Below are 23,568 nucleotides of genomic sequence, written 5' to 3' on the forward strand. Positions count from 1 at the left end.
TGCTCCTTGCGGTCTCGGGGTGGGTGGAGCGGAGGCGCCCGCTCAGGCGATCGGCGCGAGGACCTCGCGGGCGGCGGTGTGGATGCCGGGGGCGGCGGCCAGGAAGTCGCGGCTGCCCGTGTGCCAGGGCTCGCCCGCCAGGTCGGTGACGGTGCCGCCGGCCTCGGAGACCAGCAGGGCGCCCGCGACCAGACCGGAGCGGACGTCGGAGAACTGCCAGAACGCGTCCATGCGTCCGGCGGCGACGTGGATGAGCTGCATCGTGGCGGGGACGGAGACTCGCACGACGAGGCCGTTGACCAGCAGGGCGGTGACCGAGTCGCCGATCCGCCGGAAGGTGCGCTCGTCCTCCCCGGGCCGGGCCTGGCCGGTGCCGACGAGCGCGGCGCCCAGGTCGGTCTTGGCGGACACCTTCAGGGGCCGGTCGTTGAGACGGGCACCGCCGCCGGCCACCGCGGTGTAGGTGTCGCCGGTCAGCGGCAGGTGGACGACGGTGAGCACCGGCCGGTTGTCGCGGACCAGGGTGGCGGTCACGGACCAGTCGTCCATGCCGTGCACGTGGTTGATGTTGCCCTCGGCCGGGTCGACGACCCACCACTCCCCGGGCGGGAGCGCACCGCCGGCCAGCTCGTCCTCGGCCCACCGCGATCCGGGCCGGGCCCGTAGCAGCGGCTCCAACAGCACCTCCAGCACCGCGTCGTCGTTGGCGTGGATCTCGGCGACGACCTCGTCCAGGCTCACGCCCCGGGCGTGCGGGGTGTGGCGCTCGCGCAGCGTGAGACCGGCGGTCCCCACCGCGGCGGACACCTCGGACAGCAGCGCCTGGTCGGCGGCGAAAGGCATGGCGGTGCTCATGGAAGGCCTCCTGGGTTCGATGTGTGCGGGCGGTCCCTCTCTCGCCCGCACTTCGAAGGTAGGACCCCTGGCCATTAACAACAAGTGCATGCTATGCACTTGTAGAGTGACTGCCATGCAACTGGACCTGAACCTCCTCACCGCCCTGGACGCCCTGCTGGAGGAGGGCAGCGTCGCCGGCGCCGCAGCCCGCCTGCACGTCACCGCACCGGCGATGAGCCGCTCCCTGGGCCGGATCCGCAAGGCCACCGGCGACCAGATCCTGGTCCGCACCGGCCGCAGCATGGTCCCCACCACCCGCGCACTCGCCATGCGCGCCCAGGTCCACACCCTCGTCCAGCAGGCCCAGCACCTCCTCTCGGCGCAGCAGGAACTCGAACTGGCTTCGCTGGAACGGGTGTTCACCGTGCGCTGGCACGACACCCTCACCGCCGCCTGCGGCAGCGCCCTGATCACGGCCGTCCGACGCCAGGCGCCCGGCGTCCGGCTGCGCCTGCCCGCCGAACCCGGCACGGACGACGCCGAGCTGCGCCGGGGCGAGGTCGACCTCGAATCCGGCTCCAGCGCTCCGACGCTCCCCGACATCCGCCACCGCCTGGTCGGCAGCGACAGGCTGGCCGTCGCCGTCCGCCCGGGCCACCCCCTCACCGACGGGCCGCTGGGCATCGAGCGCTACGCGGCCGCCCAGCACCTCACCGTTTCGCGACGCGGGAGCCTGCGCGACCCGATCGACGACGCCCTGGCCCACCGCGGCCTCGAACGACACGTCGTCGCCGCCGGGCCCACCGCCGCCTTCGCCCTGCGACTCGCCCTCGACAGCGACCTCGTGGTCACCCTCCCCGACGCGGTCACCCGCACCGCCCGGGAACGGCTCGGCCTGGTCACCCTGCCCCTGCCACTCCCACTGCCCGAGGTCCCGCTGTACCTGCTGTGGCACCAGCGCTACGACGACGACCGCGCCCACACCTGGCTGCGCAACCTGGCCACCGAGACCGTCCGGGCACTGTTCGCGGCGCCGACCGCCTCCTGACGGTCGTCGTCGTCCTCGCAGAAGGCTGCGACCCGGGCATGGAGTGCCGGCCGTGCCGCACGGGCGGCGGCCGAGTCCTGCGGTGCGCCGGCAGGTCACCTGGTGCGGCTACGGCGGTGACTCCCGTGGGTGAATCGAGCGGCCGGCCGATACCGATGAGAACGCGAGTCCGAACCGGGGCGCCTGCAGGTAGCCCCTGCGTGTGAACGTGCGTGGTCGGCCGCATGCGGAAACGGTTCGGCTGGACAGGCCCTCCGCAGCCCTTCCGGATCTGCCGGAGAGCACGGTGCCGTGTGCCACTGGGCCGTTGCCGACTCGATCCGACGCGTCATCACCCCACCGCACGAAGAACTACCGAAGGGAACATCCCATGCGCAGCATGCGTGCCCGTACGTCGTTGGCGTTCGCCGGGGCGGCCGTGGCCTTGACCTCGGTGCTGACCGGTGCCTCGCCCGCTCAGGCCTCCTCGGGCAACGGTTCGGCCGTCGCACAGCACCGGGACAGGATCGCGTGTCCCCGCGGGTTCGTGTGCATCTACCCGGACATCGATTTCGTCGGTCAGCCCTATGTCAAGCGGGCCGTCGACGGGAGTGTCCGGCATCTGCCGGACTACATCCGGGGGGCGGGAAGTTCGGTGATCAACAACAGTGGCCGGACCGCACGGGTCTATCAGAAGGACAACTACTTCGGTCGGCACGTGTGTGTGGGGAGCGACGGAGGTTCGATCCACGACCTGCGCTCGTACCAGCTCAACGACGTCACCCACTCGCTGAAGATCAACGGCACGCCGTGCGGCGCCTAGCCGGGTGGCAGGGACTGCCCGCGGACATGCCCGTGGACATGCCCGTGGGCCCGGTGCCGGGCGCGGCGGCACCTGCTGGTGCCGGAGGGCGGGCGACCGGTCCGGCTGCCGTTCGAGCCCCCTCGGGGCCGACCCGCGAGGTCGGTTGTTGAACGTTGAACTCGACGTCTGAATACCGCCGGATCCTCGGGCGGCGAGGCCGGAGGATCGAGTCATGTCCACGAACGAGGCAAGGAGTTCCGACGATATGACTACGACTGTGCTGGCCAAGCTCGACGGCAAGGTGGCCCTGGTGACCGGCGGCAGCCGGGGCATCGGGGAGGCGGTCGCGCTCCGGCTGGCCGAGGACGGCGCGGACGTCGCGCTGACCTACCTCGGCAGCGCGGAGCGGGCCGAGGCGGTCGCGGCCAAGATCACCGCGATGGGGCGGCGCGGCTGGGCGGTCCGCGCGGACAGCGCGGACCCGCAGGAGGTGCGGGCCGTGGTGGCCGCGGTCGCCGAACGGTTCGGGCGGCTCGACATCCTGGTCAACAACGCCGGGGTGGGCGTGATCGGCCCGATCGACGAGATCGGTCTGGACGACGTGGACCGGGTGCTGGAGGTCAACGTCCGCGCCCCGTTCCTGTTCGCCCAGGCCGCCGCCGGGCACCTGACCGAGGGCGGCCGGATCGTGACCATCGGCAGCTGTATCGCCAAGCGCAACGCCTTCCCCGGCGGCAGCCTGTACGCGACCAGCAAGTCGGCGCTGATCGGGCTCACCAAGGCGCTGGCCCGTGAGCTCGGCCCGCGCGGGATCACCGCCAACGTGGTCCACCCGGGCCCGATCGACACGGACATGAACCCGGCGGACGGGCCGTCCGCCGAGTTCCAGGCGGGGTTCACCGCGCTCGGCGCGTTCGGCCGGGCGGCCGACGTCGCCGCGACCGTGGCCCACCTGGCCGGAGAGGAGGGCCGCTACATCACGGGCGCCGAGCTCGCGGTCGACGGCGGCTTCGCCGTCTGACGAGCGGATCAATGGCCGATCGCGACTGATCGCGGGGGATTGCGGCGGATCGCGGCTGATCAATGTCCGATCGCGGCGGATCGGTGTGGATCGCCGGGGACCGCCGGTTGGCGCCGGGGACCGCAGGGGGCCGCCGGGGGCCGTCGGGGGCCGGCGGTGATATCCAAGATGGCGGCCGGTTCGGGGTGTTGGTCCGGGCCGGTTGTCAGTGGTGCCGTTTACGATCGGCCGTCCGACCACGTGTGCGGGCGCGCGTCCGCGTGGGCACGCCCGCACACGGGTTTCCGAGTGATCCGAGAGGTGCGTCATGACCGGAGCGGAAGACCCGATCGAGCTGCTCGCCCGCGCGCTCGCACAGACCGCCGGACTGATCGACGGCGCCGGCGCCGAGCAGGCCGGTCATCCGACCGTCTGCCGGTCCTGGGATGTCGGTCAGCTGATCAGCCATCTCCTGTTCGACCTGGAGCAGTTCACCGTCCGGGCCGAGGGCGGCACGCCGGACTGGTCGCAGTCCTTCGAGCGGGTCGAGGACGACTGGCTGCACCGGTTCGAGGCCGGTGCGGAGCGTCTGGTGGCCGCCTGGCGGCAGGCCGGCGACCTCGACGGTGTCATCGAGGTGCCCGGCATGGGCGAGCTGCCCGCCCGCTTCCCGCTGGACCAGCAGATCGCCGAATTCGCCGTACACGCATGGGACTTGGCGAAGGCGACCGGTCAGTCGACGGCCGGACTCGACCACGAGGTCGGCGAGGCGTCGCTGGCCTGGGGGCGCGGCGCGCTGCGACCGGAGTACCGGGGGAGCGAGGAGGAGAACCACGCGTTCGGCCCGGAGGTGAAGGTCGACGAGGGCGCGCCGGTGTACGACCGGCTCGTCGCGTTCTTCGGGCGGGATCCGGAGGCGTCCGTCTGAGACCCGCGCGCCGGGGGTGCGGGCGACCGGCCCCCGCCGCCCCGGAGCGTGCAGCGGCCCGGCTCGCCATCCGGCTGTCCTGCACGGGGCGCCTGCCGGAGCTTCCTCGCAGGCGTGGCCTCCTCCGACGGCAATGGAGGAGGCCACGGCGGCGGAGTGCCGCCGGTCGGTCCGGTCCCACCGGCGCAGGTGGGTGACTGCCGTGGGCGGGCCCGGTCCGGTCAGCCGCGGGTCCAGACGAAGGCGACCTCCGGGTAGCGCCGGGAGGGGGCCTCCAGGAGCGCGGACGGGCGGCCGCCCAGGAAGCGGTCGAAGTGCGCCAGGACGTAGGCGCGGGACACCGCGGTGGCCCGCGCCGGGGCGACGGTGCCGAGGAGTGCGGCGTAGACGTCGGTCGGCAGGTGGTCCGCGAGGCCGCCCGGGCCGGCGGCGTGCGGCAGGTCGGTGAAGCTCAGGTGGCCGGCGCCGCGCAGCTGCAACTGGCGCCCCCAGCCGCGCTGGTGCTCGCGCCAGCGCTGCCAGGTGTCGTGGTCCGCCAGCGAGGTGAGCAGCAGGAACGGCCGGTCCAGGCCCTCGTCGGCGACCGGCGAGCCGAAGAAGCCGCCGTCCAGGTTGAGGCCCGCCGCGAACCGGCTGTCCTGGCGGACCGCCTCGGCGGCCGCCGAACCGCCCATCGAGTGGCCGAAGGCGCCGATCCGCCGCCGGTCGGCGCGCGGGAGTCCGGCCCGTCGGGAGGTCCGCCCCGTGGTCAACTCCGTGGCCACGAAGCGCAGGTCGCCGACCCGGGCGGCGATCTCCTTGCGCTCGGCGGCGTCCCAGTCGGCCGGGTCCGCCTCCAGCACGCTGCGGACCAGCCGCCCGTCCGGGAACTCAACGGCGGCCGCGTCGTAGGTGTGGTCGATCGAGGCGACCAGATAGCCGTGTGCCGCCAACTCCTCCGCCAGCGCCGTGCAGTTGCTCCGCCCGCCCTGACGGCCGTGGCCGAGCAGCAGCAGGGGCAGCGGCCCCGGTGCCGCGGGCGCCCCGGTGCGGGCGGTCGGGCGGAGCGCCGCGATGGTGCCCGGGTCCACCGGCAGCGTCTCCTCGAAGGCCGCCCCCACCCGGGGCGTGGTGTACGCGGCGCGCGGTGCGCCCCCGCTGCCGAGTGCCGGGTACCAGAGCTGCACCATCAGCTCGCGCGGCCCCGGTACGGGCGCGAAGGGGTCCTGCCGGCCCTCGTCCACGAGGTGCAGCGACACCGTCCCGACCGTCCGTCGCACGGTCGGCGCGGGCAGGTCGATCGGCCGTGGCGTGCCGGGCCGGGCGGCGGGCGCGGGCGCCGACACCGGGGCCGGGGAGCCGGCCGCCGGTGCGGGCGGGGCGGCGGGTGCGGCCTGTGCCACGGCGGTGGGCAGGGCGGTGGGCAGGGCGAGCGCAGCGCCGCCCAGGCCTGCGACGGTCAGCAGGGAACGGCGCCGGAGCATCGTCATCCACCCCTCGGTTCGGTGATCCTGACGGCTCTTCACCCTAGGTGGACTGGACCGGTGCTGGCTAGGGCCCGTCCGGCCGAGGGCGTGTCCTGCGGATCGGCCCGGGCCCGGGGTCCGCCTCCGGTTCAGGCGCCGGGGGCGGTCCGGGCGGCCGCGCGCTTGATGGCCTCGCGGATGCGGGGGTAGGTGCCGCAGCGGCAGATGTTCTGGATCCGGTCGACGTCGGCGTCGGTGGGGGCCGGGGTGTGGCGGAGCAGGGCGACGGCGGTCATGATCTGCCCGGGCTGGCAGAAGCCGCACTGGGCGACGTCGCACTCAAGCCAGGCCTCCTGGACGGGGTGCAGGACGTCGCCGTCGGCGAGGCCCTCGATGGTGGTGACCCGACGGCCGGCGCAGTCCTTGACCGCCACCGTGCAGGGCTGGAACTCCTCGCCGTCCAGATGGCTCGTGCAGGCGCGGCAGACGCCGACGCCGCAGCCGTACTTGGGGCCGGTGACGCCGAGCTTGTCGCGCAGGACCCAGAGCAGCGGCATGTCGTCCGGTGCCTCGACGGTGACCGGCTGCCCGTTGAGGACGAAGGTGTGGCTGGACATGGGGGACGGGTGTCCTTCGGGGTCGTGGGGCGGCGAGGGCGCGGAAGGCGTTGCGCGGGACGCGCGGGCGGTACGAGGGGCGGCGGGGGCCGGGTTGTCAGAAGTCGATGGGGAAGGACCGCGGGCTGGTGCCGGTCGCCCGGGCGTAGGCGTTGGCGACCGCGGCCGACGCGGCCGGCACGCCCAGCTCGCCCGCACCGCCGGGCGGCCCGCTCGGCGGCAGGAGGTGGATCTCCACCACCGGCGGGCTGTGGCGCTGGCGGGCGTACCGGAAGTCGGCGAAGCTGCCCTCGCGGACCGCGCCGTGGTCGATGTGGTTGCCCGCCTGGAGGACGACCGAGATGCCGTCGATCAGCGCGCCGGTCAGCTGCGCCTCCAAGCCGGTGGGGTTGATGACGGTGCCGACGTCGGCGGCGATCACGGCCTTGGTGACGCGCGGCTGCCGCGGGTCGGTGGCGTCGAGCTCGACCAGGTAGGCGGCGCGGCCGCCGTTCTCGTCGTGGTAGCCGATGCCCTGGGCCTGGCCCGCCGGCATGGCCCGGCCCCAGCGGCCCGCCTGGGCGACCTTGTCGAGGACGGCCCGGCCGCCGGCGTCGCGCAGCCGGGCCCGGCGGAAGGCGACCGGGTCCTGGCCGAAGCGGCGCGCCAGCTCGTCCGTCATGATCTCGTCGGCGACCCGCACGGTGCCCGAGTAGACGGACCGCCAGCTGCCGGTGTGCATCGCCAGCGGGACCTCGGCGAGCAGCTGGGTCGGGATGCCCACGTTGTACGGGTTCTTCTCGCTGAGCAGGAAGAACGCCTGGGCGAGCGAGAGCCCCGCGACCGAGAGCTGGAAGCCGGCGGCGGTGAGCGCCTCGCCGAGGCCGTGGCCGAAGTCGGTCGTGACCGTGGCCGCCCGGTGCTCGTAGCTGAGCACCTGGCCGAGGCCGTAGGTGGCGCGGATCCGGTGGTGGCTGGCGGGGCGCATCCGGCCGTGCCGCATGTCGTCGTTGCGGGTCCACATCAGCTTGACCGGGCGGCCGGCGGCGCGGGAGATCAGGGCGGCCTCCAGCGCGGCGTCGAAGAAGAGCCGCCGGCCGAAGGAGCCGCCGCCGCGCACCATGTGGACGGTTACGGCGTCCTGCGGCAGGCCGAGTTCGGCGGCGATGGTCTGCTGGGCGACGACCGGGGTCTGCGAGGCGAACCAGATCTCGGCGCGGTGCGGCCGGACGTCGGCGACGGCCGTCAGCACCTCCATCGGCGCGTGGTTGACGAAGGCGAAGTCGAACTCGCCGTCCACGTACTGGGTGAGCAGCGGTGGGATGAGGAACGGCGCGTGCGCGGCGCGGAGCCTGGACCGGATGTCGGCGTCGGAGAGCGCGGCGACCGGGCCGGGGTGCCAGGAGGTCCGCAGCGCGTCGCGGGCCTTGAGCGCCTGGTCGAAGGTCTCGGCGAGCACGGCGACGCCGCTCGGGACGGTCACCACGCCGAGCACGCCGGGCATGCCGCGGGCGGCGGAGGCGTCGAGGGAGGCGAGGGTGCCGTTGATGGTGGTGGGGCGGGCGACCACGGTGGGCACCGCGCCGGGAACGGCGAGGTCGCCGGCGTACTTGGCGCGGCCGGTGACGATGTCGCGGGCGTCGATCCGGCCGGTGGGGCGGCCCACCAGACGCCGCTGGTCGGCGGGCTTGGGCGTGGCGGGCACCGCGGGGACGGCGATGGCGGCGGCAGCGGCGGCGAGTTCGCCGTAGCCGGCGCGGCGGCCGTCGGGGGCGAGTACGGCGGAGTCGGCGGTGCGCAGCGTGCCGGCCGGCAGCGACCAGCGGCGGGCGGCGGCGGTGACCAGTCGCGCGCGGGCGGCCGCGGCCGCGGCGCGGACCGGGTCGTAGAGCGTGCGGACCGAGTTGGAGGCGCCGGTGAGCTGGTTGAACAGCAGGTCGGGGCGACCGTCGGAGAGCGGGATGTCGACGTCGCCGAGGCGGGCGTCGAGCTCCTCCGCGACCAGCATGGCGACCGTGGTGGTGAGGCCCTGGCCGACCTCCAGGCGGGGGAGGTGGAGCACGGCACGCCCGGCGGCGGTGATCTCCAGGACCAGGAGGTGGGCGGTGGGCAGGCCGGCCACGAGCAGGGCGTCGCCGAGGTCGAGGATGTCCGGGATGCCGGGCAGGCCGAGCAACTGCGAGGGGGCGGCGGACGTTTCGGAGGCGGGGGCCGCGGCGCGGGCGGCGGCGTGGACGGCGGCCTGGGCGGTGGTCGGCGCGGCGGCGTCGAGGCCGGCCCGGGCGGCGACGGTGAGGGTGGGCGCGGCGAGCAGGTAGGTGAGGAAGCGGCGGCGGCCGGTCGGCTCGGACCGCTGCTCGGCGGGGGCGGTGGCGCCCGCGGGGTGAACGGTGCCGGTGAGGTGGGTGCCGGTGGGGTCGGCGGTGCCGTCCGGGGGTGCGATGGAGGTGCTGATGGGAGGAGCCCTTCGAGCCGGTGACGGCTCCGGCGGGGCGGGTCTTCGAGGGCCCCGGCCCCGGTGCCGGACGGTGTTCGGGTGCGCGAACGGGTAACGGCGTCCGCGGGGTCGGACGGGACTGGTCGTGTTCACGTTCGCGAACGCGGATGAGCATAGGAGCGCCCTACTGGCCGGTCAACACGGGCACTTCGGTCCGGATCGGACAACTGTGCGGATCTCGGATGGGGCGGGCACGGACGGCGCCCGGCATACCGGGGGTGGCGGGTGGTACCGCCGTCCGGGTGATGCCAGGGCGGGGGCGCACGCGCGTTCCCGGGGCGGGCGCGGGTGCGGGCCGCGCGGTACCGCCCCCGCTCCGGCGGCGGGGGGCGGGGGCGGGCGGTGGAGCGGAACGGGCGCTCGGTCGGGTGGGGCGGCGCGTGCGGTGCGGTGTCGCGCCTCGACGCGCCTCGACGCGTCGGGGTGCCCGGCGTGCCCGGGGAGCACGGGCGCTCGGTGCGGGATCCGTCGGACGGCTGCGCGGGGAGGTCCGGCGGAGAAGCGCGTAGAGGCCAGCGGAGAAGCGCGGTGGAGAAGTGCGGCGGTGCCCAAGTGGCCCAGGGAACCCGGTGGTTATTGGCGCTGTCAGATGGTCCGCACCCGCCCTAGCGTGGAGCCGTAGATCGGGACCGCCCACTCCAGGAGCATCGTGAAGCCTCGCCCGCGTTCGGCCGCCGGAGCCCAACGAACCCTCGCCGTAGCCCAGTTGGTCAGTGCGATCGGCGACGGTGCCTACTACACCAGCTCGGCGCTGTACTTCACCCGGATCGTCGGCCTCTCGCCGACCCGGCTGGGCCTCGGGCTCGCGGTGGCCTGGGGCATCGGGTCGCTGGCGGGCGTGCCGCTCGGCCACCTCGCCGACCGGCGCGGTCCGCGCGGCACCGCGGCGGTGCTCGCGTTCGCCACCGCCGCCGTGGTGGCCTCCTTCCTGGCCGTGCGCTCCTTCGTGCCGTTCCTCGCCGCGGTCTGCCTCTACGCGACGGCGCAGTCGGGGCTCGGCGCCGCCCGGCAGGCGCTGGTCGGCGGCCTCGTTCCCGTGGCGGAGCGGACCGGCGCGCTCGCCCGGCTCCAGTCCACCCTGAACGCCGGGCTGGCGGTGGGCGCCGCGCTGGGCGGCGTCGCGCTCGCCGTCGGCACCCGGACGGCGTTCCTCGCCGCGTTCGCGCTCACCGCGCTGGGCTTCCTGGCGGCGGGGCTGGTGCTGCTCCGCCTGCCGGAGGTGACGCCGACGGCCGGACGGGCGGGCGGTGACGGGCACGGGTTCGCGGTGCTGGCCGACCGCCGGTACGCCGTGGTGACGCTGGTCAACACCGTGCTGCTGCTGCGGATGCCGTTGCTGAGCCTGGTCGTCCCGCTCTGGATCGCCGAGCGGGCGCCGCAGCTCGGCTGGCTCGGCTCGGCGCTCTTCGTGCTCAACACGGTCGGTGTGACGCTCTTCCAGGTCCGGACGGCGCGGGCCGTCACCGGACTCCGGTCGGCTTCGCGCGCCGTCCGCCAGGCGGGCGCGGTACTGCTCGCCTCCTGCGCGGTGTTCGCGCTGTCGGCCGCCGACGTCCCGGTCTGGGCGATGGCGGCGCTGCTGGTGGCGGCCGCGGCGCTCCAGGTGCTCGGCGAGATGAAGCAGTCGGCCGGGTCCTGGCAGATCGGCTTCGACCTGGCCCCGGCCGACCGGCTCGGCCAGTACCAGGGCTTCTTCGGCACGGGCGTGGCGGCGGCCCGTACGGCCGGCCCGCTGCTGCTGACGGCGCTGCTGCTGGACTGGGGCGTGCCGGGCTGGCTGCTGCTCGGCGGGCTCTTCCTGGCGGCCGGCTGTGCGATGGGCCCGGCCGTGCGCTGGGCGGAGCGGGACCGTCCGTGGCGGGCGGCAAGCCCGGCGGCGGTTCCGGTAGCGATCCCGGTAGCGGTTCCGGTGGGGGTTCCGGTGGGGGTCCCGGAGGCAGCCTCGGAGGCGGTCCCGGCGGTCCCGGCGGTCCCGGCCGGGACGCGCTGAGCGGCGCGTCGGCCGGTGGCCCGGGACGCCGGCCGGCCGGCCGGTGCCGGCGCCGTCACCGGTGCCGGCGGTGCCGCCGCTGCCGGCGTGCGAGGTCCGCGCCGTCGCCGGGTCGTCAAGCCTCGCGCCGATACGGGAACCCGCCGTGAAGGGCGAGCACGGCGGCCGGGTCCGCCAGGCCGCCTCAGGGGAGTGCCGTTCGGCCAAGGCCGCGTGATTTCCCGTCAATCTTCCGATCTGTACCGAGATTGACGCCGCGTCGACCGCTTCTCGCAAGAATCTCCTGCCTTCCATGGTCTTCCCCTGTTGACCGAGGGCTGACAGGCTGTGCGGGTTTGTAGAACCTGAGGAGGTTTCGTGTCCCGTATCACCAGCGCGGCACTGGCGGTCGCCAGTGCCCTCGCCCTCGTCGCCGGCAGCGCAGCCGCGGCCGTGGCCGCCCCGGATCCCGGCCCGGCCGCCGAGGCCAAGGTGGCACCGGTCGACTGGAAGCCGTGCAACCCCGACCCGACGCAGCCGGACCCGAAGATCTACGACTGCGCCGTCTACCAGGTGCCGCTCGACTACGACCGCCCGAACGGTGAGACCACCGGCATCGCCATGATGCGGCGACGGGCGAGCGACCCCGCCAAGCGGATCGGCTCGCTGTTCCTCAACCCCGGCGGCCCGGGCGGCAGCGGCTACCTCTGGGCGACCACCACCCGGTTCGGCAAGGACGTGCAGGACCGTTTCGACCTGGTCGGATTCGACCCGCGCGGGGTCGCCAGGAGCAACCCGCTCAAGTGCTTCACCACCGACGAGGAGGCCGCCGCCGTCAACGACCGGATGGTCGGCGTGCCCGTCACCAGGTCCGAGATAAACGAGACCATCGACGCCACCGAGGACTACAGCGACGCCTGCTCCCGCAACGCGGGCCCGCTGATCGAGCACATGTCCACCATCAACGTCGTCCGCGACCTCGACCGGATGCGCCGGGCCGTCGGCGACGCGAAGCTGACCTTCGCCGGGTTCTCCTACGGCACCCTGATCGGCGCCACCTACGCCGGCATGTACCCGAGCAAGGTCCGCGCGGTGATCGTCGACGGCAACGTCGACCCCGACCTGCGCATGCGCGACGGCGTGGAGTACGACAAGCAGCGCGCCGCCGGGTTCGAGGTCGCCCTGGACGAGTTCCTCAAGCGCTGCCAGACGGCGGGCGCCCCGCGCTGCGCCTTCGGCGCCGGCGACACCCGTGCCAAGTTCGACGCGATCCGCGACCACCTGCGCACCAGCCCGGTCACCCTCCCGAACGGCAGCAAGGTGACGCTGTCCAGCTTCACCAGCCAGGTGGCCAGCGCGCTCTACGCGCAGCGCCTCCAGGCGCCGCTCGCCCAGTCGCTCCAGGCCATGGACGACGTGCTCCGGGCGCCCGCCGCGAACAGCCTGGCGGCCTCCGCCGCCGCGGCCCCCTCCGAGGCGGCCAACGTGCTCGCGGTGACCGTCCCGAACGCCCTGCGCGAGGCCCTGCCGGAGACCCCGTACTCCGCGGACGACTCCTACTACGGCGTCAACTGCCAGGACAAGCTGTACCCGTCCAACCCGCGGCTGTTCGTCAACTACGCCCGGGCCTGGGAGAAGGAGTCCCCGACCTTCGGCCGCTACCAGGCCTTCGACGGCCCGACCTGCGCCAGCTGGCCCGCCCCGGCGCGTGACGCCGAGCGCTTCACCGGCCCGTGGAACCGCCGGACCTCCACCCCGGTCATGGTGATCGGCAACCTCTACGACCCGGCGACCAACTACACGTTCTCGCAGCGGATGCAGCGCCAGCTCGGCAACGCCGTGCTGGTCTCGGTCGATGTCGTCGAGCACTGCGCGGTCGGCCGAAGCAAGGAGCTCGGCAAGCTGGTCACCGACTACCTGGTGAACCAGAAGGCGCCCGCGCCCGGCCAGCTGCTGAAGCCCGACGCCGAGGCGTTCCCGCCGGTCGCCTGACGCGTGGCGCTTGCGGCCCGTCGCCTGGTGCGGTGACGGAGCCCGGCCCCGCGCGGCCGCCCCGCGCCGGCACGGCGGTGCCGACGCGCGGTGGGCCGACGGCGACGGCCCGCCCCGGAACCCGGTTCCGGGGCGGGCCTTTCGGTTCGCGCCGTCAGACGTCGCCGAGCGGCACCTCCGGGTCGGCCAGTGCCTTGGTGTCCACCACCCGCCCGGAGCGGATCAGCGTGCGGATCGGGTCGGTGACGTCCCAGATGTTCACGTTCATGCCCGCCAGCACCCGCCCGTCGGCCAGCCAGAAGGCGATGAACTCGCGGGTGGCCGGGTCGCCCCGGAACACCACCTGGTCGTAGCCGCCCGGCTCCACGTACCCGACGTACTCCATCCCCAGGTCGTACTGGTCCGAGAAGAAGTACGGGACCCGGTCGTAGACGGCGTCCTCGCCGAGCATCGCCCGCGCCGCCGTCTGCGGTTGGTTGACCGCGTTGGCCCAGTGCTCGACCCGGATGTGCCGGCCGAGCTGCGGGTGGTAGGCGTTGGCGACGTCGCCGGCCGCGAAGACGTCCGGGTCCGAGGTCCGCAGGTGCTCGTCGGTCTTGACGCCGTTCTCGACCTCCAGCCCGGCCGCCTCGGCGAGCCCGGTGTCCGGGGTGATGCCGATGCCGACCACGACGGCGTCCGCCGCCACCGTCGTGCCGTCCGCCAGCCGGACCCCCGTCACCTTGCCGCCCTCGCCGGTCAGTTCCGCGACCTCGACGTCGAACCGGAGGTCCACCCCGTGGTCGCGGTGCAGGTCGGCGAAGACCTGCGCCACCTCGCGGCCCAGCACCCGGAGCAGCGGCAGCGCGGCGGCCTCCAGCACGGTCACCTCGGCGCCCGCCGCCCGGGCCGCGGCCGCGGTCTCCAGGCCGATCCAGCCGGCCCCGATCACCGCGATCCGCCCGCCGGACCGGAAGGCCGCCCGGATCCGGTCGCTGTCCTCGACCCGGCGCAGGTAGAGCACGCCGTCCAGGTCGGCCCCGGGCACCGGCAGCCGGCGCGGCACCGAACCGGTGGTCAGCAGCAGCTTCGCGTACTCCACCCGGCTGCCGTCGGCCAGCGTCACGGTGTGCGCGGACGGGTCGACCGCGGTCACCGCCGTGCCCAGCCGCAGGGTCACGTCGTGCTCCGCGTACCACTGCGGCGGATGGACGTAGATCTTCTCCCGCGCGCTCTTCCCGAGCAGGTAGCCCTTGGACAGGGGCGGCCGCTCGTACGGGCGCTCGTGCTCGTCGCCGATCAGGACGATGCCGCCCCGGTAGCCGGCCTCGCGCAGTGCCTGGGCGGCCTTCGCACCGCCGAGGGAGGCGCCGACGATGACGTATGGACGGTCCGTCCCGCCGTCGGCCCCACCCGTACCGCCCGCGGTGCCGCCCGCGACGTTGCCCGTACCGCCAGTGCTGTCCGTGCTCATGATGAACTCCTCGCTCTCCGGCCGGAATCACGGACAGCCTGCCGTCGCCCGGCGGGGCTGTCGAGACCGCACTCGGGCGCGCCGCGCGGGCTCCCCCGAACGGGTGACGCGAGGGTGGGGCGGTACCGGGCGGTGACCTGCTGACATGCACCGGCGCCGCCGCGGATCGGCGGCGGCGCCCCACGGGACCGGCATTCCGGAACGGCGTCGTACCGCCAAGACGACATGGCGGTACGGCGGTACGGGGTACGGGGTACGGCGACATCGCGTGTCACGACGACATGGCGTCAAAGCGATACGGCGGTGCAGCGGTACGGCGTCAAGGCGACATCGCGTCGCGGACCAGGGCGGTGTCGGTGAACTGCTCGAAGCGGACGATCCGGCCGCCGCGCACGGTGAAGTGGTGCGCCACCCGGACGGCCAGCGGGCGGCGGGTCGACTTGTGGACGGCCGTGTAGCGGGCCAGCACCACCACGTCCTCACCGTCCACCACGTAGCGGTCGTCGTGCGCCGTCCAGCCCTCCCAGTCGGCGGCCAGCCGCTCCATCACCCCGCTGGTGACGCCCTTCGGCGTCCGGTACGTGCCGGCCAGCGGGAACCCCGCCATCTCCGTCCACTCGACGTCGTCGGCGAGGGTGGCCCGCAACGCGGCCAGGTCGCCGCGCGCCGAGGCCAGGTACTGGCGGCGGACCACGTCGGCAGGCGCGTCGGACTCGGCGAACGCGGCGGTCGACCTCGGGATCTCGATCATCGCCGCTCAGCCCCAGGTCATCTCGCCCTTGGCGACCTTCGTCCCGAGGTCGACGGCCAAGGTCATGCCGAGGTCCGGGAAGCGCCGCTCCAGCGCCTCCTTGGCGGAGGCCGCGTCCGGCGCCCGGCCGACCTCCGTCTCGAAGGCCCGCAGGTAGTCGCGCGTGTGGTCGATCGGGCCGGTGTCGGTGGGCGCGCCCGCCGTGCGGTGGCCGGCCACCACGAACTCCGGTTCCAACGCCGCCATGTCGTCCAGCAGACCGATCCAGGCCGCCCGCTGCTCCGGGGTCGGGGTGTCCGCCGTCCACACGTGCAGGCCCTGGAAGAGCAGGACCCCGCCGAGCACCGTGCGGTGGTGGTGCTGCCAGAGGTAGTGCCGGTCCGGCAGGTGGAAGTCGGCGCCGCGCAGCTCGAACCGGTGCCCCTCGAAGACCAGGTCGTCGCCGTGCAGGACCTCGGGGCGGACCAGCCGGGTGGGCAGTTCGGGGCCCAGGTGCGCCCAGGCCTTGAGCTTGGCGTCGAAGGTCTCCTGGATGTGCTCGACAGTGGACGCGGTGGCCAGGAACCGGGCCTGGGGGAAGACGTCCTGCACCTCCTGGGCGCCGAAGTAGAAGTCCGGGTCGCCGTGGCTGACGAACACCGTGGTGAGCCGCTTGCCGCTGGCCCTCACCCGCTCGGCCAGCCGGCGCCCGTCGGTCCTGGTGAATCCGGCGTCCACCAGGAGCGCGTCGCTGGGGCCGGTCACCAGCACGGAGGTCTTGTTCAGTGAGCTGTCGGGGCTGTCGATGACCTCGAATTCGAGGGCGCTCATGCGGGGTGTCCTTCCTCGCGACCGGGCGCGCCGTCCTGCACGGAGTGCGTACACGCGTCGCCGCCCAGCATCGGCGACCGGACGCCCGCCCGCACCCCGGGACGGGCCGGGGAGGGACCCCGCTGCCGCGCGTTCCCGGGCGGAGAGGGGAAGGGCGGACCCGGGGCGCCGGTCCGGGACGCGGGTCCGGGGTGCGGGCGGACGTCCCGGTGGTCGTGGACGGTTCTGTGCACGGACGGACGTCCGCGACCGGTCCGAGGCCGGTCCGAGGCCGGTCCGAGGCCGGGGCAGGCGAGGTCCGGGCCGTCCGGGTCCTCGTCCGGGTCGTACGCGCGGGCGAGCCGGGTGCCGGTCTTCGCGTCGAGGAGGCCGTGTCCGGTGCTGGAGACCACCAGGACCAGGTCGTCCCCGGTGGCGGGGTGGGTGGCGAGGCCGATGCCGAGCAGTCCGCCCACCGCGATCAGGCCGGGCCCGGACTGCCGCCAGGGCGGGGCGGGGGGACGACCGGCGGGGCGAGGACGCGGTCGCGGAGCTGTTGCTGGTAGGGGGTGAGCGCCATACGGGTGATCATCACACCGGTCGGGTGGCGGCTTCGGTGGGCTTCGTCGGGTTCGGTCTGGTTCGGTCGGGTTCGGTGGGGCGCGGGCGGGCTGCGGTGGGGTGCGGGCGGGCTGCGGCCGGTCCGGTGGGGTGTCCCGGGTGCACCTGGGTGCCGCCCGCCAGCGCGGTCGCTCGCCGGATCGGCCACCGGACCGGTCGCTCGCCGGATCGGCCACCGGACCGGCCGCTCCGGCGGTCACCTGGCGGGGCGCCTGGCCGGTCACCCCGTCGGGGCGAGGCGGGTGACGGCCGCTGCGGCGAGCAGGGTGGTGGCGGCGAGGACGGCCCAGAGGGCGCCCGGGCCCACGGCCAGCAGGGCGGTCAGGGCGGCCGGGGCCAGCGCCCGGCCGACACCCATCGACAGCTCCCAGCGGGCCAGCGCCCGGCCGAGCTGCTGCGGCGGCGCCGTGGCGGCCACCAGGGCCGTCCCCGACCCGGAGTAGAGGATCTCGCCGAGGGTGAAGAGCACCGAGACGGCCGCCACGGTGGCGGCGCCGGCCGTACCGCCGAGCGCTCCGGCCGCCCAGAACCCCAGGTAGGAGACGGCGAGGGCGGCCCCGCCCGCCGCCAGCACGGCGCGCCGGGAGCGGTCGGCGAGGCGGAGCACCACGGCCAGCTGGAGCGTGATCACCAGCACGGTGTTGCCCACGAACACCCCGGACGACCAGGCCGGGGAGGCGTGCAGGTGCAGCACCAGCAGGGCGGGCAGCGCCACCTCCAGGACGTCGAAGGAGAAGGAGTACGGGAGGTTGGCGACGCTCAGCAGGGTGATCCGCCGCAGCTCGGGGCTCTTCGTGGCCCGTTCGACGGGGGAGCCGTCGGTGCCCGGCGCGGTGGTTCCCGGCGCGTCGGCGGTGGCGGGCGTCCGGGGCGTGCTCACCCGCAGGGAGTGGACCAGGACCGCCGCGACCAGGCAGGCGGCGGCGGTCACCCCGGCGAGCAGCCGGATCGTGCCGGAACCGCCGGCGACCGCCAGGGTGGCGAGCAGCGCACCCGCGCCCAGCCCGGCGTTGCGCAGCGTCCGTCCGGCCGCCAGCGCGGCGTCCCGGGTGCGGCCCTCGGTGAGCGTCGAGACCACGGCGGCGTGGGTGGTCGGCCAGGACTGGCTGCCGATGCCGAGCAGCACGGCGGCCGCCGTGAACCCGGCCACGCCGTCGGACAGCAGCAGCGTCACCGCGCCGGCCGCCCGGACCAGCAGGGTGGCAGCCGCCGGGAGGCTGCGGGCACCCCGGTCGATCCAGCGGCCGGTGAGCGGCAGGACCAGCAGGCCGGCGACCATGCCGGCCGACATCGCCAGGCCGGCCGCGCCGGCGTCCAGGGCCAGCACGCCGATGCCGTAGAGCAGGAGGAACGGGCGGAGCAGGCCGGTGCCGAGGGCGTCGACCAGCAGGGCGGCGGCGTAGCGGCGGCCGCCGGCGGCGGTGAGCAGGCCGAGCAGGGCGGCGGGTCCGGCGGGGGACTTCACCGGCGCGGTGGCGGTGGCGGTCGCGGTGCCGGTGGCGGTCGCGTCGGTGGTCCGGGTACCGGCGGCGGTCAGGGTGTCGAGGGTGCCGGGGATGTCGGAGGTGTCGAGGGTGTCGGTCGGGCTCGGGGCCGGGTTCTGAGGTGGGGTCATGGCCGGTACCGTGCGCCCGTGCCCCGCCCGCGGGCACGTCGATTGACGACTACCGTCAATCGACGCTGGGCCGCTCGCGGGCGGGTGGCAGGATCGTCGGCGTGAGCCTGACCATCGACATCGCCGCCCTGCCCGACGAGCGCCTCCTCTTCACCCCCTCGCCGCTGGCCGAGCTGAGTGCGATGCTGCACGTCCTCGGCGAGCCGGCGCACCACCCCGCGCTGCACGGCTGGGCGGCCTCCACGACGGCCTCCGTTCCGCCCGGACTCGCCGAGCGGCTGACCGAGGCGGACTTCCTCTGGCGCTCCTCGCGCGCCGACTTCCTCGTCCCCGGCCTGCCCGGCGCCACCCTCGCCGAGGAACTGGACGCCGTCGACCGGATCGAGGACGAGCACTACGTCCGGGCCGCGCTGGTGCTGACCTGCGGGGCGTCCCGCCTCGCCCACCGGATCACCTCGCCGCTCACCGACCCGGTGGCGCAGGAGCGGGCCCGTGAGCTCGCGCTGGCGCGCGGTCCCCGCCAGGCCGAGTTCGCCGACCGGCTGCTGAGCGACCCGCCGGCGGTGCGCGCGCTGGTCCGGCGGATGCTGGAGGACTGCGAGGAGGCGTTCTTCGCCGAGGCCTGGCGGCGGGTGCTGCCGGAACTCGCGGCCGACGCCCGGCGGAAGACCGACCTGCTGATGCGGCACGGCGCCGCCGAGGCGCTGGCGGCGGTCTCCGCCTCGGTGGTGCTGGAGGACTCCGGCGGGGGGCGGCGCCAGATCGTCGTCGACAAGCTGCAGGACAACACCACGTACGGGGCCCCCGCGGGTGGCGTCACCTTCATCCCGACCGCGTTCGGCCGGCCGCACCTGGTGGTGGTCCACGCGACGGGGTGGCGGCCGGTGGTGCAGTACCCCGTGGCCGAGGCCGGGGTGCCCGAGCCCGTCTCGCTGGCCGTGGTCCAGCAGCGGCTGGAGGCGCTCGCCCACCCTGTCCGGCTGCGGCTCGCCCGGACCATCGCGCGCGGCCCGCACACCACCGGCGAGCTGGCGGCGGCCTGGCAGCTCAGCGCGCCCGAGGTGTCCCGGCACCTGGCGGTGCTCCGCAAGGCCGGGCTGCTGATCACCCGGCGGCGGGGGCGGTACATGCTGTACCAGCTCGATCTGGCGGGCAGTGCCCGGCTCGGGACCGACCTGCTGGAGGCGGTGCTGCGGTGAGGCCGCTCGGTCCGGCCCCTTCCGGCTCCGTCCGGCTCCGGGGGTGTCCGGCCGTGCGGGGCACACGGGGCACGCGGGGTGTCCGGGGCACGCGGGGCGTCCGGGCCGTGCGGGGCGTGACGGGGGAACAGGGGGCGTGCGGCGCCCGGTGCACCACCGGACACCGGAACGGAACGGAACGGGAACAGGCGGCCGACCGGCCGCGTTCGAGTGATCATGAACAGTGACGCTGCCGTGTCCCCGACGGCCCCTGAACCCGAGATCCTCCGGTACGCCGCCTTCGCCACCGACCCGGCGGGCGGCAACCCGGCGGGCGTGGTGCTCGACGCCACCGGCCTGTCCGCCGAGCGGATGCTCGCCATCGCCGCCGAGGTGGGCTACTCCGAGACCGCCTTCCTGGTGCGGGGCACGGACGCCGGCTCCGAAGGCTCCTACAGCGTGCGCTACTTCAGCCCGCTGGCGGAGGTGCCGTTCTGCGGCCACGCCACCGTCGCCTCCGCCGTCGCGCTCGCCGAGCGGGTCGGCCCGGGGCGGTACGTCTTCCGCACCGCGGCCGGCGAGGTCCCGGTCGCGGTGGACAAGGGCGCGGACGGCACGCTGCGCGCCACCCTCACCAGTGTCGAGCCGTACGTCGAGGAGGCGGGTGCGGCGGACGTCGCCGAGGCGCTCGCCCTGCTCGGCTGGTCGCCCGAGGACCTGGACGCCGCCCTGCCGGCCCGGATCGCCTACGCGGGCGCCCGGCACCTGGTGCTGGCGGCCGCCACCCGCGACCGGCTGGCCCGCCTGGAGTACGACTTCGACGGCCTGGCCGCCTACATGACCGCGCGTGACCTGACCACCGTCCAACTGGTCTGGCGGGCCGGCCCGGACGTCTTCCACGTCCGGGACCCGTTCCCGGTCGGCGGCGTGGTCGAGGACCCGGCGACGGGCGCGGCGGCCGCCGCCTTCGGCGCCTACCTGCGCGAACTCGGCGCCGTCACCGCCCCGGTGGTGCTCACGCTGCACCAGGGCGAGGATCTGGGCCGCCCGGGCGTGCTCCGCGTCGAGCTGCGCGAGGAGGACACCCGGGTCCGGGTGTCGGGCACGGGGGTGGCGATCGGCTAGACGGGTCGGCCGCCGGCCGCTCCCGGGGCGCCTCCGGCCGCTGCGGCGGTGGTGGCTGCTGCGGCCTCGGCGGTCCCGGTGGTTCCGGTGGTCCCGGTGGCCTCGGCCGTCCAGACGCCCTGCGGGTGGTCGCCGACCGGCAGCCAGAGGCGGGGCTGCGCCCGGCAGCCGGGGGTGGCCGCCGGGTCCCACGGCCAACGGCCGGTCCGGTCGGGCCAGACCAGCTGGAGGACGGGGAAGGGCGCGCGACGGTAGAAGCCGCCCGCCGTACCCAGCAGCGGCCGGTGCCAACTCGGGTCCACGGGCTTGAGGAGGAGCGGGTGGCCTTCCAGCACACTCGTCAGCCGGCTGTCCGGGGCGGCGGGGGCACCGTCGCGGAGCCGTGCCGCGGCTTCGTCCACCCAGTGCATCCGGTCGTGCGTGGACAGGCCGAACATCGCCACCTCCGGGAGGCGGTGGGTGTGCCAGAGCCCCACGGTGAACGCCCAGTCCGGTACGTCGCCACCGCCGCCGATGCCGACCACCTGGTGGCCGCGGGCCCGGACGCCCGCCGCGACGTGCCGCCAGTGGCGGGGGACGCGTGCCGCGCGCGAGCGCCCCGGCCACCGGAGGCCCGGCCGCCGGCGGCCCCGGAGGACGGCGTCGTCGTGCTCCGCCGCGGTGCAGAGCACGCAGGGGCAGGTCGGGCGGTCGGCGGGGGCGGTCATGCCCGGCATCCGAACACGAGGGTGGGAGCGGTGGCAAAACGGGGAGGCGCGGACCGGCTTCGGGCCGCCCCCCTGGTCGGGAAGGGGGCGACGGTGGTGGACGGTGGGGCGACGGGCGCGCGGGTGGAAGCGGTGCCGACCGGGCGGGCGCTGCCGGGACGGCGGCCGGGGAGGCGCGGTCGCGGTCCTACAGGGTCGGCGGGCAGACCAGGGTGGTGGTGACGGCCGGGGCCGGGACCTCCGCGCCGTCGTAGCTCAGCGTGCCCTGGGCGTACTCGTAGTGGAAGTAGTGCGGGGCGAAGTCGACGACGGGGTGGACGGTGCAGTCGGAGGTGGCGGGGTACCGGAACGACAGGGTGATGGTCCGGCTGGTCCCCGGATCGATCGGCACCTGCGGCGAGGTCAGGTTGAGGAGGACCCGGCTGCTCGCGTAGTCGCACCAGCTCACGTCGCCGGAACACCCGGTGAACTCCGCCCGGGCACCGGGTGCGGGCTGGGGTCCGACCTCGACCATGGGCAGCCACGCGTAGAGGAACTGCACGGGAGTGGCCTGCGGGTTGGTGAAGGTCGCGGTCAGCGTGGCGACCTGGCCCGGTGTCACGGTGGTGTGGTCGACGCTCAGGGCGAAGTGCGGCGGCGGGACGGTGGGCGTGGCGGACGCCTGCCCGCCGAAGCCCATCAGGCTGAGGAACAGGGTGAGTGCGGCGACGACGCCGACGCGTTTCGTCGCGGAGTTGGGTATGCGCATGGCTGGGTAGCGTAGGGAGCCGTTCCCGTTCCGTCTGCCCCGCACCCGGAGAACCGGCCATGATCCGTACAGGCCCGGGCGGCACGGTGGGGCGGCCCGGCGGCCCGGCGGACCGGCCGGTAATTCGGTCGCGGGGGCGGGTGAACTGCGGGAACATCCCCGGATGCGAACGAATGGTCGGACGGTCGGCGTCCATCTCACCCACGGCGACGACTACCTGGGGCCGGTGGGGCCCTTCGAGCTGGACGAGGGGTGGTGGTCGTCGGTCGGGCCGGTGGTCGAGCGGGTCACGGCGGAGGTCGGCGCGCCCGTGGTGGTGGTCCGGCTCGCCGAGGTGACCGGTGGGGAGGGCGGCAGCGGCGGGCACACCGTCTACCACGCGGAGGCGCTGGAGCGGCCGGCCGGACTGGTGCCGCGTCAGGCCGTCCCCGAGGTCGCCGCGCTGCTCGGTCCGGCCGAGCGGCGGGCGGGCTGGGCCACCGCGTCCGGGCTGCGCGAGGCGGTCGACTGGGCGGAGCGGGAGCTGGCCGCGGCCGGGCGCCCGGCCACCGGCCGGGCCGAGCAGGTCCGGACGTGGAACCTGTCCGGGCTGTTCCGCTTCCCGACCGCCGCCGGGCCGGCCTGGCTGAAGGTGATCAACCCGGCGTTCAACGCCCGCGAGGCGGACGTGATCGCCCTGTTCGGAGCCGCGGACCCGGCCCTGGTGCCGTCGGTGCTCGCCGCCGACCCCGACGCCGGGCGGCTGCTCCTGGACGAGGTGCCCGGGAAGGACTGCTGGGGCCCCTCGGAGGAAGAGGTGACCGGCGCGGTGTCCCGGCTGGTCGGCGCCCAGGCGGCGCTCGCGGCCGACGGCCGGGCCGCCGCGGCCGGCCTGCGCGACCGGACCCCGCGCGCGCTCGCGGCCGCGGTCGGCGGGCTGCTGGACCGGCTGGGGACCGAGTCGGACCTGTCGGCCGACGAGCTCGCCGCCGCCCGGTCGCTGGCCGCCCGGCTGCCCGCCCTGGTCGGGGAGCTGGCCGCCTGCGGGCTGCCGGAGACCGTCGTCCACGGCGACTTCCACCCCGGCAACTGGCGCTCCGACGGCGGGGACCCGGTGGTCATCGACTACGCCGACGCCTGCCTGGGCCACCCGGCCATGGACGGGTGGCGGCCGCGCCCGTTCGTGGACGAGGAGCGCTGGGCGCAGGTGGCCCGGGAGTGGGCGGGTGCGTGGCGGGCGCAGGTCCCCGGGTGCGATCCGGAGCGGGCGCTGGAGCTGGTCGGCCCGCTCCACCACCTCGCGTGTGCGCTGCGGTACCAGGAGTTCCTGGACCACATCGAGGTGAGTGAGCGTCCGTACCACGAGGGCGACCCGGCTTCCGAGATCCGGGAGGCGCTGCGGTCGGCCGGGTGACGCGCTCGGCAGGGTGAGGGGCTCGGCCGGGTGACGCGCTCGGTCCGGTGAGGCGGTCGGCCGGGTGACGCGGGGCAGCCCGGCGACGCGGG

The 23,568-nt window shown here is 75.2% G+C and carries 20 protein-coding genes; 9 read left to right on the plus strand and 11 right to left on the minus strand.

Going from position 1 to position 23,568, the window contains the following annotated elements; genetic code table 11:
- Positions 1 to 42: 42 nt before the first annotated feature.
- Positions 43 to 855 (minus strand): inositol monophosphatase family protein, encoded by an 813-nt coding sequence (locus tag AC067J_RS32025; protein WP_478305173.1) that lies wholly within the window; start codon positions 853 to 855, stop codon positions 43 to 45.
- Positions 856 to 970: 115 nt separating this feature from the next.
- Here AC067J_RS32025 and AC067J_RS32030 point away from each other — a divergent pair, with 115 nt between their 5' ends.
- The 4 genes from AC067J_RS32030 (at position 971) to AC067J_RS32045 (ending at position 4,597) form a co-directional block, all read left to right on the plus strand.
- A complete protein-coding gene (locus AC067J_RS32030; RefSeq protein WP_478305175.1) occupies positions 971 to 1,885 on the plus strand; it encodes a LysR family transcriptional regulator in 915 nt (304 codons plus the stop codon).
- A 370-nt stretch (positions 1,886 to 2,255) separates the two neighbouring features.
- The gene (locus AC067J_RS32035; protein ID WP_478305176.1) at positions 2,256 to 2,687 is read left to right on the plus strand and encodes a peptidase inhibitor family I36 protein; all 432 of its coding nucleotides are present in this window, start codon (positions 2,256 to 2,258) and stop codon (positions 2,685 to 2,687) included.
- A gap of 247 nt (positions 2,688 to 2,934) precedes the next feature.
- Positions 2,935 to 3,690, plus strand: coding sequence for an SDR family NAD(P)-dependent oxidoreductase (locus AC067J_RS32040; protein WP_478305178.1), 756 nt, complete (start codon positions 2,935 to 2,937; stop codon positions 3,688 to 3,690).
- A 307-nt stretch (positions 3,691 to 3,997) separates the two neighbouring features.
- The gene (locus AC067J_RS32045) at positions 3,998 to 4,597 is read left to right on the plus strand and encodes a TIGR03086 family metal-binding protein (protein ID WP_478305180.1); all 600 of its coding nucleotides are present in this window, start codon (positions 3,998 to 4,000) and stop codon (positions 4,595 to 4,597) included.
- Between the two features lie 221 nt (positions 4,598 to 4,818).
- Here AC067J_RS32045 and AC067J_RS32050 read toward each other — a convergent pair whose 3' ends face one another.
- From AC067J_RS32050 to AC067J_RS32060, 3 genes are all read right to left on the minus strand, one after another.
- Entirely contained in the window at positions 4,819 to 6,066 is a 1,248-nt protein-coding gene (locus AC067J_RS32050) for an alpha/beta hydrolase family protein (protein WP_478305182.1), read from the minus strand.
- 125 nt (positions 6,067 to 6,191) lie between these two features.
- Positions 6,192 to 6,659: a (2Fe-2S)-binding protein gene (locus AC067J_RS32055; protein ID WP_478305184.1), complete on the minus strand. Its 468-nt coding sequence runs from the start codon at positions 6,657 to 6,659 to the stop codon at positions 6,192 to 6,194.
- A gap of 97 nt (positions 6,660 to 6,756) precedes the next feature.
- A complete protein-coding gene (locus AC067J_RS32060; protein WP_478305186.1) occupies positions 6,757 to 9,228 on the minus strand; it encodes a molybdopterin cofactor-binding domain-containing protein in 2,472 nt (823 codons plus the stop codon).
- 553 nt (positions 9,229 to 9,781) lie between these two features.
- Here AC067J_RS32060 and AC067J_RS32065 point away from each other — a divergent pair.
- On the plus strand, positions 9,782 to 11,125 hold the full coding sequence (locus AC067J_RS32065) for an MFS transporter (protein ID WP_478305320.1): 1,344 nt from the start codon (positions 9,782 to 9,784) through the stop codon (positions 11,123 to 11,125).
- A gap of 357 nt (positions 11,126 to 11,482) precedes the next feature.
- On the plus strand, positions 11,483 to 13,096 hold the full coding sequence (locus AC067J_RS32070; protein WP_478305188.1) for an alpha/beta fold hydrolase: 1,614 nt from the start codon (positions 11,483 to 11,485) through the stop codon (positions 13,094 to 13,096).
- A gap of 154 nt (positions 13,097 to 13,250) precedes the next feature.
- On the opposite strand, the gene AC067J_RS32075 is transcribed toward AC067J_RS32070, so the two are convergent.
- The 5 genes from AC067J_RS32075 to AC067J_RS32095 form a co-directional block, all read right to left on the minus strand.
- Positions 13,251 to 14,549 (minus strand): NAD(P)/FAD-dependent oxidoreductase, encoded by a 1,299-nt coding sequence (locus tag AC067J_RS32075; RefSeq protein WP_478305190.1) that lies wholly within the window; start codon positions 14,547 to 14,549, stop codon positions 13,251 to 13,253.
- Positions 14,550 to 14,868: 319 nt separating this feature from the next.
- Positions 14,869 to 15,300 (minus strand): nuclear transport factor 2 family protein, encoded by a 432-nt coding sequence (locus AC067J_RS32080; protein WP_478305192.1) that lies wholly within the window; start codon positions 15,298 to 15,300, stop codon positions 14,869 to 14,871.
- Between the two features lie 6 nt (positions 15,301 to 15,306).
- Complete coding sequence (locus AC067J_RS32085) at positions 15,307 to 16,110, minus strand: MBL fold metallo-hydrolase (protein WP_478305194.1); 804 nt, start codon at positions 16,108 to 16,110, stop codon at positions 15,307 to 15,309.
- On the minus strand, positions 16,107 to 16,565 hold the full coding sequence (locus AC067J_RS32090) for a hypothetical protein (protein WP_478305196.1): 459 nt from the start codon (positions 16,563 to 16,565) through the stop codon (positions 16,107 to 16,109). The genes AC067J_RS32085 and AC067J_RS32090 overlap by 4 nt, the downstream gene beginning before the upstream one ends.
- 365 nt (positions 16,566 to 16,930) lie before the next feature.
- The gene (locus AC067J_RS32095) at positions 16,931 to 18,325 is read right to left on the minus strand and encodes an MFS transporter (RefSeq protein ID WP_478305198.1); all 1,395 of its coding nucleotides are present in this window, start codon (positions 18,323 to 18,325) and stop codon (positions 16,931 to 16,933) included.
- A gap of 101 nt (positions 18,326 to 18,426) precedes the next feature.
- Here AC067J_RS32095 and AC067J_RS32100 point away from each other — a divergent pair, with 101 nt between their 5' ends.
- Entirely contained in the window at positions 18,427 to 19,524 is a 1,098-nt protein-coding gene (locus tag AC067J_RS32100) for a DUF5937 family protein (protein ID WP_478305199.1), read from the plus strand.
- Positions 19,525 to 19,740: 216 nt separating this feature from the next.
- Entirely contained in the window at positions 19,741 to 20,628 is an 888-nt protein-coding gene (locus AC067J_RS32105; protein ID WP_478305200.1) for a PhzF family phenazine biosynthesis protein, read from the plus strand.
- Here AC067J_RS32105 and AC067J_RS32110 read toward each other — a convergent pair.
- Both AC067J_RS32110 and AC067J_RS32115 read right to left on the minus strand, forming a co-directional pair.
- Positions 20,625 to 21,335, minus strand: coding sequence for a DUF4262 domain-containing protein (locus AC067J_RS32110; protein ID WP_478305202.1), 711 nt, complete (start codon positions 21,333 to 21,335; stop codon positions 20,625 to 20,627). The two genes, AC067J_RS32105 and AC067J_RS32110, sit on opposite strands and share 4 nt — an antisense overlap.
- 187 nt (positions 21,336 to 21,522) lie before the next feature.
- Complete coding sequence (locus tag AC067J_RS32115) at positions 21,523 to 22,083, minus strand: hypothetical protein (RefSeq protein WP_478305204.1); 561 nt, start codon at positions 22,081 to 22,083, stop codon at positions 21,523 to 21,525.
- A 163-nt stretch (positions 22,084 to 22,246) separates the two neighbouring features.
- On the opposite strand from AC067J_RS32115, the gene AC067J_RS32120 reads away from it, so the two are divergent.
- Positions 22,247 to 23,476: an aminoglycoside phosphotransferase family protein gene (locus AC067J_RS32120; RefSeq protein WP_478305206.1), complete on the plus strand. Its 1,230-nt coding sequence runs from the start codon at positions 22,247 to 22,249 to the stop codon at positions 23,474 to 23,476.
- The last annotated feature ends 92 nt before the right edge of the window (positions 23,477 to 23,568 follow it).

This window comes from Kitasatospora sp. NPDC042419, from assembly GCF_056437345.1.

Coding starts and splice junctions, on each gene's coding strand:
- AC067J_RS32085 (WP_478305194.1), bottom strand. CDS start 16,110: ATGAGCGCCCTCGAATTCGAGGTCATCGACAGCCCCGACAGCTCACTG.
- AC067J_RS32095 (WP_478305198.1), bottom strand. CDS start 18,325: ATGACCCCACCTCAGAACCCGGCCCCGAGCCCGACCGACACCCTCGAC.
- AC067J_RS32110 (WP_478305202.1), bottom strand. CDS start 21,335: ATGACCGCCCCCGCCGACCGCCCGACCTGCCCCTGCGTGCTCTGCACC.
- AC067J_RS32045 (WP_478305180.1), top strand. CDS start 3,998: ATGACCGGAGCGGAAGACCCGATCGAGCTGCTCGCCCGCGCGCTCGCA.
- AC067J_RS32030 (WP_478305175.1), top strand. CDS start 971: ATGCAACTGGACCTGAACCTCCTCACCGCCCTGGACGCCCTGCTGGAG.
- AC067J_RS32120 (WP_478305206.1), top strand. CDS start 22,247: ATGCGAACGAATGGTCGGACGGTCGGCGTCCATCTCACCCACGGCGAC.
- AC067J_RS32050 (WP_478305182.1), bottom strand. CDS start 6,066: ATGACGATGCTCCGGCGCCGTTCCCTGCTGACCGTCGCAGGCCTGGGC.
- AC067J_RS32025 (WP_478305173.1), bottom strand. CDS start 855: ATGAGCACCGCCATGCCTTTCGCCGCCGACCAGGCGCTGCTGTCCGAG.
- AC067J_RS32115 (WP_478305204.1), bottom strand. CDS start 22,083: ATGCGCATACCCAACTCCGCGACGAAACGCGTCGGCGTCGTCGCCGCA.
- AC067J_RS32075 (WP_478305190.1), bottom strand. CDS start 14,549: ATGAGCACGGACAGCACTGGCGGTACGGGCAACGTCGCGGGCGGCACC.
- AC067J_RS32105 (WP_478305200.1), top strand. CDS start 19,741: ATGAACAGTGACGCTGCCGTGTCCCCGACGGCCCCTGAACCCGAGATC.
- AC067J_RS32040 (WP_478305178.1), top strand. CDS start 2,935: ATGACTACGACTGTGCTGGCCAAGCTCGACGGCAAGGTGGCCCTGGTG.
- AC067J_RS32035 (WP_478305176.1), top strand. CDS start 2,256: ATGCGCAGCATGCGTGCCCGTACGTCGTTGGCGTTCGCCGGGGCGGCC.
- AC067J_RS32080 (WP_478305192.1), bottom strand. CDS start 15,300: ATGATCGAGATCCCGAGGTCGACCGCCGCGTTCGCCGAGTCCGACGCG.
- AC067J_RS32055 (WP_478305184.1), bottom strand. CDS start 6,659: ATGTCCAGCCACACCTTCGTCCTCAACGGGCAGCCGGTCACCGTCGAG.